The following is a 13,349-nucleotide window of genomic DNA, read 5'->3' as shown; positions in this document are numbered from 1 at the left end:
TCACAGACCGTGGCGCCGTGCTCACCGGGATTGGTACGCACCTATTGACCGTGTGATCTAGTCCTTTCTAGGGTCGGGCTCCAGGGTTGGCATGCCCCCCCGTGACCGGCCCGGCGACGGTGACGACGGCCCTTGCCCGTCGCCGGGCCTTCCCACGCCGTGCGGACGGGGCTCTGCCAGGGTGAGCCCCATGACCACCACGATCGCCGACGAGTTCGAGGTCCACCGGCCCCGGTTGTTCTCGCTCGCCTACCGGCTGCTGGGCTCCGCCGAGGAGGCCGAGGACGCGGTCCAGGACGCGTATCTGCGCTACAGCGGCGCCGACCGTACGGGGATCGAACACCTGGCGGCCTGGCTCGCCAAGGTCGTCACGAACCTCTGCCTGAACCGGCTGACGTCCGCGCGCGCCCGGCGCGAGCGGTACGTCGGGACCTGGCTGCCGGAGCCGGTGGTCACCGGGGACGGCGCGCTCGGTCCGCTGGAGTCGGCCGAGCAGCGCGACGCCGTGTCGATGGCGATGCTGGTGCTGCTGGAGCGGCTCACCCCGACGGAACGCGCGGTGTACGTGCTGCGCGAAGCGTTCGGATACGGGCATCGGGAGATCGCCGGGGTCCTGGACCTGGGCGAGGCGAACTGCCGTCAGCTCTACCGGCGGGCGGTGCGGCGGGTGGGCGAGCCGCAGGCCCGTTTCGAGCCCGCGTCCGAGCAGCAGGAGGAGCTGGTCGCGTCGTTCATCACGGCGGCCCGCGAGGGCGACCTGGCCGGGCTGGAGAAGCTGCTCGCGGCGGACGCCACCTGGTGGAGCGACGGTGGCGGCAAGGTCACCGCGGCCCGGTGGCCGATCGAGGGCGGCCCCCGGATCGCCCACTTCCTGGCGGGCGGCGGCCCGAAGTTCACGGTGGGTCTGGACTTCGTGCCGGTCGAGGTCAACGGCGCGACGGGGCTGGCGACCTGGGCGGGCGACACGCTCGTCGGGCTGGCGGCGTTCGAGGTGCGCGACGGGCTGGTCATCGGGGTGCGGGCCGTGGTCAATCCGGAGAAGCTGGCGTTCGCACGGCGTCAGCTCGTCCGCTCGTAGGACCGTCGGGCCCGGTCGCGGGACGGCCGGGCGTGTCTGTCACATCCGGCGGGGGTGTTCGGTCTCAGTTGGCGAGAGGTGCTCCGGCCGGAGCGCCCGGGCCTTCGAAGGGACTGAACGGCATGACCACGATCCTGGTGACCGGTGGCACCGGAACACTCGGCCGGCTCGTCACCGAGCGGCTGCGCGAGGACGGGCACGAGGTGCGGGTGCTCAGCCGGCGCACCCAGCCGTACGCGGTCGACCTGAGGGAGGGCGGGGCCGCGCTGGACGCGGCCGTCTCCGGTGTGGACACCGTCGTGCACTGCGCGTCGGCGCAGAAGGGCGATGAGCAGGGGGCGGCGCATCTGATCAGGGCGGCGCGCGCGGCCGGGGTGCGGCATCTCGTCTACATCTCGATCGTCGGCGTCGACCGGGTGCCGTTCGGCTACTACAAGAGCAAGCTCGCCGTGGAGCGGATGGTCGAGCAGTCGGGGATCGGCTGGACCGCGCTGCGGGCGACGCAGTTCCACGACCTGCTGGTCATGATGCTGCAGGGGCTGTCGAAGCTGCCGGTCCTGTTCCTGCCGGCCGGTGTCCGGGACCAGCCGGTCGAGGTGGCCGAGGTCGCTGACCGGCTGGTGGAGCTGGCGGCGGGTGAACCGGCGGGGCGGGTCGAGGACATGGGCGGGCCGGAGGTCCGGACGTTCGAGTCACTGGCTCGCGCCTATCTGAAAGCGTCCGGCCGGCGTCGGGCGGTGGTGAACGTACCGCTGTGGGGAGCGGCGTACCGGGCGTTCAGGAGCGGGGGGCATCTGGCGCCGCAGCGGGCGGTCGGCACGGGGACGTTCGAGGCCTATCTGGAGGGGCGGTTCGGGGGCGGGCAGGTGCGGACGGGGAGCGGGAGGTCCCGGGCGTAGCGGGGATGCGGAAGCTCCCGGGCGCAGCGGGGATGCGGAAGGTCCGGGGCGTAGCGGGTACGCGGGCGCCCTACCGGCGCCGGATCGGCCGTTCCTGGGCGGTGAAGAGGTCGTCCTGGGCTCGGTCGCGGGCCGTGAGGAGGGCGCCGCGCAGGACGGCGTCGCCGCCCAGGGTGGTCGTCCGTACCTCCGTGGGCAGGGGCGATATCCGGGCGATACGGTCCTGGACCCGGCCGGCGAGTTCCTCGCCACCGGCCTGCCCGACCTCACCTCCGAGCACCACGCACCCGGGGTCCAGAATCGCCACGACCGAGGCGACTCCGACGGCGAGCCGATCGGCCAGGGCGTCGAGGAAACGGTGTTCGGGCCCGGGCGTCCCGTCCGGGCTCTCGGGCCGAGACCTCTCGCCCTCCGCCGCCCGCACCTGACCCACCGCACCCCGCACCACACCCACCGCCGCCCGTGCGACCCCCACCACCGACGGCTCCTGCCCCGGCTCCGCCGGAACCCCGTGCTCCGCCGCCAGCTCGACGACCGCGGACGACGCGGCCAGGCCGTGGAAGCCGCCCTCGCAGTCCGTCGCGGACGGCAGCGTGGTCGCGCCCGGGACCGGGAGGAAGCCGATCTCGCCGGTGCCGCCGGAGGCACCGCGGCGCAGCGCGCCGTCCAGGACCACGGCCGCTCCCGTGCCGTGACCCAGCCACAGCAGGACGAAGGTGTCCCGGTCCCGGGCGGCGCCGTCGCGCTGCTCGGCCAGCGCCGCGAGGTTGGTCTCGTTCTCGACGCTCACCCGCGCCTCGGGCAGCCGCTCCTGAAGGGCGGCGACCAGACGCCGGTGCCACTCCGGCAGCCCGGAGGAGTCACGGAGTTCTCCGCTGGCCGGGTCGATCAGGCCGGGCGCCCCGATGCCGACCGTGTGCAGCCGGTCGGCGCCGGCCTCCTTGACCACCCGCTCGACCAGCGCGACCGCCTGTTCCACGGCGGAACCCGTGGCCATGTCACCGCCGATGGGCACCGAGGCCTCGGCCAGGACCCGGCCCACCAGGTCGGCGACGGCCACGGAGACACCCTCGGTGCGTACGTCCAGCGCGGCGAGGTGCGCCCGGTCGGCGACGATGCCGTACACCTTCGCGTTGGGCCCGCGCCGCTGCTCCCCCGCCTCCCCGACGACCTCGATCAGTCCGGCGGCGGTGAGGCGTTCGACGAGGTCGGCGACGGTCGGCCGGGACAGACCGGTGAGCTGCTTCAACCGCCCTGCCGTCAGCGGGCCCTCCTGCTGGAGCAGACGCAGGGCGAGCCGGTCGTTGATGGCCCGGGCGGTGCTCGGGGATGCGGGCATGCCGGGATCCTTCCAGATCGGCGGGTCCGTCGGCCGTGGCCCGCCGGGAAACCCTCTTATTATCAGGCAGGGTTCCTGATAGTTTACGGCCGCACAGTACGGCCGCATGACGTGAGCGCGACAGAGACACGGCAGAGACCCGGAGGGGGACCGCAGAATGGGCAACGTGGTCGACGAACTGCGCGAGGTGAAGCGGTCCCGGTACGCGGTGGCCGCGGTCTTCGCCGTGCACGGCGCCGTGACCGGCTCGTTCGCCACCCGCGTGCCCTGGATCCAGGACCACGCGGGCGTGAGCGCCGGGCAGTTGGGGATCGCGCTCGCCTTCCCCGCGCTCGGCGCGTCCGTCGCGATGCCGCTCGCCGGCAGCGTCAGCCACCGGTTCGGTGCCCGCAACGCGCTGCGCGGGCTGATCGCGCTGTGGACGCTCTCGCTGGTCCTGCCGTCCCTCGCCCCGAACCTGCTCACGCTCTGCCTGGCCCTGTTCACGTACGGCGCGACGGCGGGCATGGCGGACGTGGCGATGAACGCGCTGGGCGTCGAGGTCGAGAACCGCCTCGGCCGGTCGATCATGTCCGGGCTGCACGGCATGTGGAGCGCGGGTGCCCTGATCGGCTCGGCGGCCGGCACCCTCGCCGCGCACCTCGGCTCGGACGCCCGGCTGCATCACCTGCTGGCCGCGGTGGTCCTCACCGTGATCGGCGTGGTGGCCTGCGGGTGGGTGCTCGATCTCCAGCCCGCCGAGGACGAGGAGCCGCCGCCGAGGTTCGCGCTGCCGCCCCGGTCGGCGCTGCTCATCGGCGCGATCGGGTTCTGCGCGGTGTTCGCCGAGGGCGCGAGCCTGGACTGGTCGGCGGTCTATCTCCGCGAGCAACTGGAGACCTCGGCCGGTCTCGCGGCGGCGTGCACGACCGGCTTCACGCTCACCATGGCCATCGCCCGGATCGCCGGCGACCGGGTCGTGGACCGCTTCGGTGCCGTGCGGACCGTACGGGTCAGCGGTGTGCTCGCCGTTCTCGGCGGGCTGCTGATCGTCGTCGCGGACCGTCCGGCGGTGGCCATGAGCGGGTTCGCGCTGATGGGTCTCGGCATCGCGGTCGTCGTCCCGCTGTGCTTCGCGGCGGCGGGCCGCAGCGGCTCGAATCCGAGCCTGGCCATCGCGGGCGTCGCGACCATCACCTACACCTCGGGCCTGATCGCGCCGAGCGCGATCGGCATGCTGGCCCAGGCGACCAGCCTGATGGTGTCGTTCTGCCTGGTGACGGTGTTGTCCGGCGGTCTGGTGGCGTTCGCGCGGGTGCTGCGCCCGGGCGACCGGGCGAAGATCAGCCGGCCGGAGGCGGCGGCGGTTCCCGACCCGCGGCCCTGAGCGGACGCCCGGCCCGGAGGGACACGCGGACGCCCTGATCCGCCCCGGTCACCGGCATCGTCGGCGCACCCGGACAATGGTCCGGATACGCACACGCACGACGAAAGCGAAACCGCACCATGGATCTCGGCGTCCGCTGGAAACTGCACGGCGACGGACGCACCCCGGCGCCCGGCGCGGTGGTCCGCCCCGACGAGCGGCTCTCGTGGCCCCGCACGGCCGGGCTCGGCGCCCAGCATGTGGTGGCCATGTTCGGGGCGTCCTTCGTGGCTCCGGTCCTGATGGGCCTGGACCCCAACCTCGCGATCATGATGTCGGGCGTCGCGACCGTCGTGTTCCTGCTGGCCACACGCGGCCACGTGCCCAGCTACCTGGGCTGCTCGCTGTCCTTCGTCGGGGTGGCGGCGGTCATCCGCGCCCAGGGCGGCAGCAGCGCCACCGTCACCGGCGCGGTCTTCGTCGTCGGCGTCGCGCTGTTCCTGGTGGGGCTCGCCGTGCGGCGGTTCGGGGCGCGGATCATCCACGCCACGATGCCGCCGATCGTGACCGGCGCCGTGGTGATGCTGATCGGCTTCAACCTGGCCCCGGTGACGGCCTCGACGTACTGGCCGCAGGACCAGTGGACGGCCCTGCTGACGATGCTGTTCACCGGTCTGGCGGTCGTCTGTCTGCGCGGTTTCTGGTCCCGGATCGCGATCTTCCTCGGGCTGGTCTTCGGGTACGGCATCTCCTGGTTGTCCGACCTGGTCTTCGGCAAGATCCACTCGGCGGACGCGAGCGGCAAGGTCACCGACCACTGGCGGCTCGACCTCTCCGGCGTGGGCCAGGCCGACTGGATCGGGCTGCCGACGCTGCACGGACCGTCCTTCGAGTGGTCGGCGATCCTGGTCGCCCTGCCGGTCGTCATCGCGCTGGTCGCGGAGAACGCCGGGCATGTGAAGGCGGTCGGCGAGATGACCGGCGAATCGCTGGACGACAAGCTCGGCACGGCGATCTCGGCCGACGGCGTCGGCTCGATGCTGTCCACCGCGGTCGGCGGCCCGCCCAACACCACGTACTCCGAGAACATCGGCGTGATGGCGGCGACCCGCGTCTACTCCACGGCCGCCTACTGGGCCGCCGCCGGCTTCGCCCTGCTCTTCGGCGTCTGCCCGAAGTTCGGCGCGGTCGTCGCGGCGATCCCGGGCGGGGTGCTCGGCGGCATCACCGTCATCCTGTACGGCATGATCGGCCTGCTCGGCGCCCAGATCTGGCTCAACGCCCGGGTGGATCTGCGCAATCCGCTGAATCTGGTCCCGGCCGCTGCGGGCATCATCATCGGCGTCGGCAACGTCACCATGAAGTTCACGGACACCTTCTCGCTGAGCGGCATCGCCCTCGGCACGATCGTCGTCATCACCGGCTACCACGCCCTGCGGGCCTTCGCCCCGGCCCATCTGAAGACGCAGTCGCCGCTGCTGGACGAGGGCACCTCGGCCTACGACGAGGGCAAGCCGTAGCGCCCTGCGGCGGGGCGAGGTCGTAGTGCGTCCTACGGGGAGGCCAGCTCGTACGCGTACGACGCCGTGAACGTCCCCGGCCTGCCCTTGCAGCCGTCCGATTCCCCGGGCAGCTTCACCCACAGGTAGGCGTCGATCCGGGCCTCGCCGGTGCCGAGGGTCGGGGTCCGGCCGAGCTTGCGGCCGGACGGATCGCACCACTCCCCGTCGGCCGGGGCGCCGTTGCCGTTGCGGCTGGTGTCGATGACGGCGCCCAGGCTCGCCGGGCCGCCGAGGGCGTCCAGGACCCGCCGGTCGTAGGCGACCTCGTCGGCCGTGGTGTGGAAGTTGGAGACGTTGCTGAAGATCCCGTCGGAGGACTCGGGCGAGGCGGCACCGGCCTGCCGTAGCCATGCCGCCTGCCTGCCGGGCGCGTTCCAGCCCGAGTGTCCCGCGTCGAAGTAGACGCGTGCCCGGGGGTTGGCGGCCTTCAGGACACGGCCGGCCCGGGCCAGTGAGGCGAAGCGGTCCGCGCGGTCGCCGGCGGAGAGGCACTCGGTCTGGGCGACCGAGTCCGGCTCCAGGACGACGATGACCTCGCCGGAGCCCAGCCCTGCCGCGAACCGGTCGATCCAGTCGTCGTACGCGTCCAGGTCGGGCGCCCCGCCCTGGGAGTGGCCTCCGCAGTCCCGGCCCGGTATCGCGTACGGCACGACGACGGGCACCCGGCCCTGCACCGCGCCGCCGGACGTCACCGCGGCGACCCGGGCGGTGAGCGTGTCCGGGGAGTAGTCGGCGAACCAGACGGCGGCCGGCCGCTCGGCTATCCGGGAGGCTATGACCGCGTGGCGCGGATCGCCGTCGTGGGCCCGGATCCAGTCGAGCACCTGGGAGTCGGGGTGGCGGTAGAGCCGACCGGTCACGGCACCGGCCGCCTTCTGCTTCTTGGTTTCCGTCCTCGGGGATGAGGGCGCGGGGGCGGCGCTCTTCGTCGAGGACGGTGCGGGCGAGGCGGAGCCGGAGACCGACGGGGACGCGGACGGCACCGCGGGCAGGGGCGCGAAGCGGGGCGAGGCGGAGACCTCGGGAGTCCGGGCCTCGTCCGAGGACCGCCGGTCGTCGACCGCGGAGAGCGCCCCGGCGACCACGCCGGCCGCGACCACGACGGAGGCCGCCACGACCATGGCGCCGCGCCGGGCGGCGCGCCTGCGCTCGGCCCTGCGGGCGGCCAGGCGCTGGGCACGTAAGCCTGACACGGTGCTGCTCCCCCTCCCCCTGCGGCGGGCGGCGTTCCCCCGTTTCGGGGAAGCGCCGGGCCAGCCGGTACTCCCGCCAGCCTAGAGCTGGGACTCTGCCCGCATGCCGCAATGCGAACAAGTCCCCTCAGCCGTGGACACTCCGGTCGACGGAGTCATCTCCCGGATGCGCGCCCTCGATGCGGCCCTGCACCCCCGGGACGGGGTGGCGGTCTTCAACCGCGTCTACCTCGCCGTGACGGAGGCGGTGGACCGGTGCATCGACACGGGGCGGTTCGCGGACCCGCATGCCGCGATCACGCTGGACGTACGGTTCGCGGAGCGGTACCTGGAGGCCGTCGAGGCGGCGGCCGGAGACCGGCGTCCGCCCGCCTGCTGGCGGCCGTTGTTCCAGTTCCGCCGCCATCCCGGGGTACGGCCCTTGCAGTTCGCCCTCGCGGGCATCAACGCGCACATCGGGCACGATCTCGCGCTGGCCGTCGTGGACACCTGCCGTACGCTCGACTGCGCACCCGCCGAGCTGGAGGACGAGTTCGACACGGTGGGCGATCTCCTCGTCTCGCTGGAGGAGCGCATCCGCGAAGATCTGATGCCGGGCCCCGATCTCCTCCAGATCGCGGACCCGCTGACCCATCTGCTCGGCTCCTGGAGCCTGGACCGCGCCCGGGACGCCACCTGGACGGCGGCCCGGGCCCTGTGGGCACTGCGCGGACTCCCCGACGTGGCCCAGGAGTTCACCGAGCACCTGGACGCGGCGGCGGGCCTCGCGGGACGCATGCTGCTCACGCCCCTGCCCGAGTACCCCTAGTCCTCCGGCAGTTCGACGGGCGCGATCTCGTCATAGACGTCGCCGGGCCCCGGGTTGGTCGGGTCGGTCGTGCCGCCGAAGTGGTGCATGACGCCCCAGACCGCGTTGAGGGCGGTCTGGACGGCTCCCTCGGCCCAGCCGGCCGTCCAGGAGATGTCGTCGCCGGCGAGGAAGATGCCGCGCTTGTCCTCGGGCAGCTCCTCCTGCATGAAGTGCGTGAACAGGCGCCGCTGGTAGCGGTAGTGGCCGGGCAGGTTGGCCTTGAACGCGCCCATGAAGTAGGGCTCGTTCTCCCAGGAGACGGTCACCGGGTTGCCGATGATGTGCTTGCGGATGTCGACCTTGGGATAGATCTCGCCCAGCGACTTCAGCATGACCTCCATCCGCTCGTTCGCGGACAGCGGCAGCCACTTCAGGCTGTCGTCGCACCAGGTGTAGGAGAGGCAGATGACGGCGGGCTTGTCCGGGCCGTCGTCGAGCAGGTAGGTGCCGCGCGTCATACGGTCGGTGAGCGTCATCGACATGACGTCCCGGCCGGTCTCCTCGTCCTTGTCCAGCCAGAAGGGCCGGTCCACGGGCACGAAGAGCTTGGAGCTCTCCATGTAGTGGGTCCGCTCGATGGCCGTCCAGTGGTCGATCGGGAAGAGCGAGTCGTCGCAGTCGATCTTCGACAGCAGCATCCAGGACTGGGCGGTGAAGATCGCCGTCCGGTAGGTGCGGATGTCGCCGCGCGCGTCGGTCACCGTGATGCGGTTGCCGGCCGTGCGGTGCAGCCGGGTCACCGCCGGGCGGGGCTCGCCGCCCTCGTGCAGGCTCGCGAGCGAGGTCCCCTGCGCCCAGTGGACGATCTTCGCGGGCTCGCGGTCCCAGAGGCGCAGCGGCAGCTGCTGGGAGCCGCCGACGATGCCGCGGTGGTGGTCGTCGGCCTCGGTGTAGACGACGCGCAGGATCTCCAGGATGGAGTTGGGGAAGTCGGTGTCCCAGCCGCCCGTGCCGAAGCCGACCTGGCCGAAGATCTCGCGGTGCCGGAAGGACTTGAAGGCCTCGGAGTCGCAGAGGAAGCCGTAGAAGGTCTGGTTGTCGAGCTTCTCGACGAGGCGCGACCAGATCTCACGGATGCGCGGGACGTCCCGCTCGCGCAGGGCCCGGTTCATGTCGGAGAAGTCGGCGCCCTCCTCCAGGCACCGGTTCCACGCCTCGGCGACGTCCCGGTAGACCTGGGGCAGGTCGGCGACCGTCTCGGCGTAGTGCGACTCGCCCTTGAGGTCGACGACGGTCGACGGGGTCGCCTCCGCGAGGGGGTTGGGGAAGGACTGGGTCTGCAGGCCGACCAGGTCGATGTAGTGCTGGAGCGCCGTGGACGACGGCGGGAAGCGCATCGCGCCCATCTCGGCGGTGAGGGAGTCGTCGCACCCTTCGAAGCCCACCGTCCGCAGCCGGCCGCCGATCTGGTCCGCCTCGTACACGACCGGCTTGAGGCCCATCTTCATCAGCTCGTACGCGGCGACGATGCCGGACAGACCGCCGCCGATGACCGCGACCTCCGTGCCGTGCTCGGTCGCGGGTATCTGCCCGAGACCCGCCGGGTGGGCGAGGAAGTCGTCGTAGGCGTACGGGAAGTCCGGGCCGAACATGGTGATCGGCTGCGCTTGCGCGTCTGCGTGCTCGACGGCGTTGGGCACGGTGGACGTCATGGGGTACGGACTCCTTGCAGAAGAGACAGGCAGGTGTGGGGGGATCAGGCGAGCGACCCGTAGAGGCCCGGGCGCCGGTCCAGCAGATACGGGTTGGCCTCGCGGGACGCGGCGAGGAAGGCCGGGTCGGCGTCGGCGAGGACCAGTTCCTCGCCCCGTCCGGCCCGGGTGCGGGCGACCCCGTCGGGCCCGGCGAGCGTGGACAGCCCCACGAACTCGAACTCGCCTTCCCGGCCGACCCGGTTGACGTACGCGACGTACATCTGGTTCTCGAAGGCACGCACCGGGATCACCGACTCGGCGACGAACTGGAACGGGTGCATCTGCGCCGTGGGGACGACAAGCAGGTCGGTGCCGGCGAGGGCGTGGGCGCGGACGTTCTCCGGGAACTCCACGTCGTAGCAGATCAGGATGCCGACGCGCAGACCGTCGATCTCCGCCTGGACGACGGGCTGGTCCCCCGGGGTGAAGTGGTCGCGCTCGAAGCAGCCGAAGAGGTGGGTCTTGCGGTGGTTGGCGAGACGGGTGCCGTCGGCGGAGATCAGCTGGGCCGAGTTGAACACGGCGTCGCCCGCGCGCTCGGGGTAGCCGTAGGCGATCGCGAGGCCGTGGGCGGTCGCGATCTCGGCGACGGCGTCCGCGCAGTCCCCGTCGGCGGGCTCGGCGAGGCGGCCGATGTCGTCGCCGATCGCGTACCCCGTCAGGAACATCTCCGACGTGACGAGCAGCCCGGCGCCCGCGGCGGCGGCCCGGCCCGCGGCCTCGTCGAGGACCTTGAGGTTCTCGACGGTGGAGCCGGGGCTGCCGGAGCTCTGGAGCAGGGCGGTGCGCATGCGTGTTCCTCACCGGGACGCGGGGGGATTTCGGGGGCCTGATAGACGGTACGGTCGGCGGGCTCGGGCGGACAAGGAGCAGCCGTTGCGCGCCGATGAGCTGATCATTGCGTCCCTCCGGGGGCCGACGGCGATTCGTTGCACGCCCCGCGGTCGTACGTCCTGTCATCCCCTGGGCGCAGGCCCGTGCGGTACTCCCCGCCGGGCGGCGGAGGCGGGGTGACGTCCCCGGAGCGATGTGGCGCGGGCACCGTGCCGGGACAGTGGTGTGCGTTCCAGCGACCAGCACCTCTGCGGAAAGGACCGCCATGAACCGCCGTACGAAGACCGCCGTGTTCGGCGCCGCGCTGCTGCTCACCGCCACCGCCGCGGCGGCCTCCGCCGCCGCGTCCTCCGACTCCGGGTCCTCACGCACGGGGGCCTCCCACTCCGGGGCCTCCGGCTTACCGGCGCAGGCCCGTGAGGCCGCCGCGCTCACCGGCGAGGCGAAGCTGCACCGCTCGGCCGGGGACGACATCACCTTCTCCTTCGACGCGCATCTGGCCGCGAAGGACAAGGCCGACCCGATGAAGGCCACCGGCACCTTCGAGTGGAGCCACTATCTGAACGGCGAGGGCGCCCGGGCTAAGGCGAAGGTGGACTGCCTGCTCACCGGCGGCAAGGTGGCCGTCGTCTCCGGTGTCATCACCTCCTCCGACCTGCCCGGTGCGAAGGGCAAGCGGGTCGGGATCACCGTGCACGACCTCGGTCACCGCGACCGGCTCGGCTACAGCTGGGCCTCGACGGGCACCCCGGTCGAGACGAAGGGCCTGCCCAAGTGCGTGGGCTCGGCGCCCTTCGAGAAGGTCAAGAAGGGGACCGGCGACTTCTCGGTCACCCCCTGGCAGCCCGACCTCTAGCGGCCAGGAGCAGCGCGGTCACCAGGTACGGCACGGCGAACCACACGAAGGCCGTGCCGTGGCCGGTGGCCGTGCCGAGGGCCCCGTAGCCGACGTACACGGCGACGGTGGTCAGCTCCGTACCCAGCCCGGCGACGGAGGTGAGGGTGGCCCGGCCGGAGTCGTCGATGCGCTGCTGGAGCCGGGCGTCGGCCAGCACGCTCGCCGCCTGGAAGCCGCCGAAGGCGAGCGCCACGAGGGCGATTCCGGCCACGGTGCCGGCACCGGCACCCACGGCCAGGGCGAGTGCCGCGCCCGCGAGCAGCGCCGCGAGGCCCTTCGTACCGAGGCGTTCGCCCGCCCCGGCCAGCAGTCCTCCGGCGGTGGCGCCCGCCCAGATCAGCAGGAGCAGGTAGGGCACCAGCGCGTCGGGGACACCGGTGTCCCGGACCAGCAGCGGCGTGTACTCGTCGAGGGCGCCCCACACGGCGGTGACGGCCGGGACCAGCAGGATCGCTCCGCGTACGGACCGGTCGGCGCGGGCCTCGGCGAGCCCGGCCCGCAGGGTCGCGGTCCAGCCGTCCCCTCCGGCCGTCGGGGTCCGGTGTTCGGGGAGCCGGGTCGCGGTCGCCGCTGCCAGCAGACAGACCAGCACACTGGCGGCGCCGACGGCGGTGTGGCCGCCCCAGGCGAACACGGGTCCGGCCAGTCCCGTCGCCGCCATCACGGCCAGCAGGCCGGCCGCACGGGCCCGGCCCATGACACGGGCGTAGCGGCCGGCCGCGCCGAGCCGCTCCAGTTCGTCGTAGACCAGCGCCTCGCAGGCACCGGAGGCGAGGGCTCCGCCCGTGCCCCACAGCACGAAGCCCAGCGCGAAGGCGCCGTACGACGGGAAGAGGGTCCACAGCGCGAAGCCGGCGGCCGTGAGCAGCGGGCCGATCCACAGCAATCGGCGACGCGACACGGCGTCGGCCCAGGCGCCGGAGGGCACCTCCAGCAGCACGCCGGTGATCGACCACAGGACGAACAGGGAGGAGATCTGCCACACCGACAGCCCGGTGTCGCGGAAGAGAAGCGCGTACACCGGGTAGAGCAGGACGAACTCTTCGAGGAACGCGTAGCCGTACAGCGTCCGGGTCAGCCGACGGACACCGGACGTACGGCGCTCACGGCGCCCAGGGCGCTCCTCGGAGGAAGCGGATGGAGATCAATGTCGCCAGGCCATGACACCGATGGTAGGCCGGTCGGGCCGATCACGCCGCCGGATTACGTGGGCGATCCCGACGAGAAGCGCCGCAGCAGCGGCGACAGCACGAGCACGGACTTGGTCCGCTCGACGAACGGCTCCCCGGCGATGCGCTCCAGGACCCGTTCGAAGTGCCGCATGTCGGAGGCGAAGACCTGGGCGATCGCGTCCGCGTCCCCGGTGACGGTGGACGCGGCCACGACCTCCTGATAGCGCTCCAGGCCCCGCTGAATGGTTTCCGGGGAGGTGTTGCCCCGGCAGTAGATCTCGACGAACCCCTCGGTCTCCCAGCCGAGGGCACCCGGGTCCACCCGGACGGTGAAGCCGGTGATGGCTCCGGTGGCGCGCAGCCGGTCCACGCGCCGTTTCACGGCGGGAGCGGACAGACCGACGATCTGGCCGATGTCGGCGTAGGAGCGGCGGGCGTCCTCGGCCAGGGCGTGCACGATGCGTTCGTCGAGATCGTTCAGCACA

General features: G+C 72.6%; 12 protein-coding genes. 6 read left to right on the top strand and 6 right to left on the bottom strand.

Going from position 1 to position 13,349, the window contains the following annotated elements:
* Positions 1-190 precede the first annotated feature (190 nt).
* Both NNW99_RS32230 and NNW99_RS32225 read left to right on the top strand, forming a co-directional pair.
* On the top strand, positions 191-1,078 hold the full coding sequence (locus NNW99_RS32230) for an RNA polymerase sigma-70 factor (RefSeq protein WP_215122667.1): 888 nt from the start codon (positions 191-193) through the stop codon (positions 1,076-1,078).
* 122 nt (positions 1,079-1,200) lie between these two features.
* On the top strand, positions 1,201-1,977 hold the full coding sequence (locus tag NNW99_RS32225; protein ID WP_215122666.1) for an SDR family oxidoreductase: 777 nt from the start codon (positions 1,201-1,203) through the stop codon (positions 1,975-1,977).
* 70 nt (positions 1,978-2,047) lie between these two features.
* Here the strand turns inward: NNW99_RS32225 and NNW99_RS32220 are convergent, their stop codons facing one another.
* Positions 2,048-3,316 carry an ROK family transcriptional regulator gene (locus NNW99_RS32220; protein WP_215122665.1) on the bottom strand — a complete coding sequence of 423 codons (1,269 nt, stop codon included), beginning with the start codon at positions 3,314-3,316 and terminating at the stop codon, positions 2,048-2,050.
* A gap of 157 nt (positions 3,317-3,473) precedes the next feature.
* On the opposite strand from NNW99_RS32220, the gene NNW99_RS32215 reads away from it, so the two are divergent.
* Positions 3,474-4,682, top strand: coding sequence for an MFS transporter (locus tag NNW99_RS32215; protein WP_215122664.1), 1,209 nt, complete (start codon positions 3,474-3,476; stop codon positions 4,680-4,682).
* 119 nt (positions 4,683-4,801) lie between these two features.
* Positions 4,802-6,181, top strand: a complete 1,380-nt coding sequence (locus NNW99_RS32210) for a uracil-xanthine permease family protein (RefSeq protein WP_215122663.1) — start codon at positions 4,802-4,804, stop codon at positions 6,179-6,181.
* A 32-nt stretch (positions 6,182-6,213) separates the two neighbouring features.
* Here the strand turns inward: NNW99_RS32210 and NNW99_RS32205 are convergent, their stop codons facing one another.
* The gene (locus NNW99_RS32205) at positions 6,214-7,344 is read right to left on the bottom strand and encodes a glycoside hydrolase family 6 protein (protein ID WP_215124530.1); all 1,131 of its coding nucleotides are present in this window, start codon (positions 7,342-7,344) and stop codon (positions 6,214-6,216) included.
* A 175-nt stretch (positions 7,345-7,519) separates the two neighbouring features.
* Here NNW99_RS32205 and NNW99_RS32200 point away from each other — a divergent pair, with 175 nt between their 5' ends.
* Entirely contained in the window at positions 7,520-8,224 is a 705-nt protein-coding gene (locus NNW99_RS32200; protein WP_215122662.1) for a DUF5995 family protein, read from the top strand.
* On the opposite strand, the gene NNW99_RS32195 is transcribed toward NNW99_RS32200, so the two are convergent.
* Positions 8,221-9,918, bottom strand: a complete 1,698-nt coding sequence (locus NNW99_RS32195) for an NAD(P)/FAD-dependent oxidoreductase (RefSeq protein ID WP_215122661.1) — start codon at positions 9,916-9,918, stop codon at positions 8,221-8,223. The genes NNW99_RS32200 and NNW99_RS32195 overlap by 4 nt on opposite strands.
* A 44-nt stretch (positions 9,919-9,962) precedes the next feature.
* On the bottom strand, positions 9,963-10,751 hold the full coding sequence (locus NNW99_RS32190; RefSeq protein WP_215122660.1) for a carbon-nitrogen hydrolase family protein: 789 nt from the start codon (positions 10,749-10,751) through the stop codon (positions 9,963-9,965).
* Between the two features lie 308 nt (positions 10,752-11,059).
* Here NNW99_RS32190 and NNW99_RS32185 point away from each other — a divergent pair, with 308 nt between their 5' ends.
* Positions 11,060-11,650 (top strand): Repetin, encoded by a 591-nt coding sequence (locus NNW99_RS32185; protein WP_215122659.1) that lies wholly within the window; start codon positions 11,060-11,062, stop codon positions 11,648-11,650.
* On the opposite strand, the gene NNW99_RS32180 is transcribed toward NNW99_RS32185, so the two are convergent.
* Together NNW99_RS32180 and NNW99_RS32175 are read right to left on the bottom strand one after the other, a co-directional pair.
* Entirely contained in the window at positions 11,625-12,770 is a 1,146-nt protein-coding gene (locus NNW99_RS32180) for an MFS transporter (RefSeq protein ID WP_215124529.1), read from the bottom strand. The two genes, NNW99_RS32185 and NNW99_RS32180, sit on opposite strands and share 26 nt — an antisense overlap.
* A gap of 125 nt (positions 12,771-12,895) precedes the next feature.
* Complete coding sequence (locus NNW99_RS32175; protein ID WP_003988931.1) at positions 12,896-13,348, bottom strand: Lrp/AsnC family transcriptional regulator; 453 nt, start codon at positions 13,346-13,348, stop codon at positions 12,896-12,898.
* Position 13,349 lies beyond the last annotated feature (1 nt).

Source organism: Streptomyces sp. CRCS-T-1, from assembly GCF_024442335.1.
In the GTDB taxonomy this organism is placed as follows: Bacteria; Actinomycetota; Actinomycetes; order Streptomycetales; family Streptomycetaceae; genus Streptomyces; species Streptomyces koelreuteriae.
This window is presented reverse-complemented; position numbering and strand designations above follow the sequence as displayed.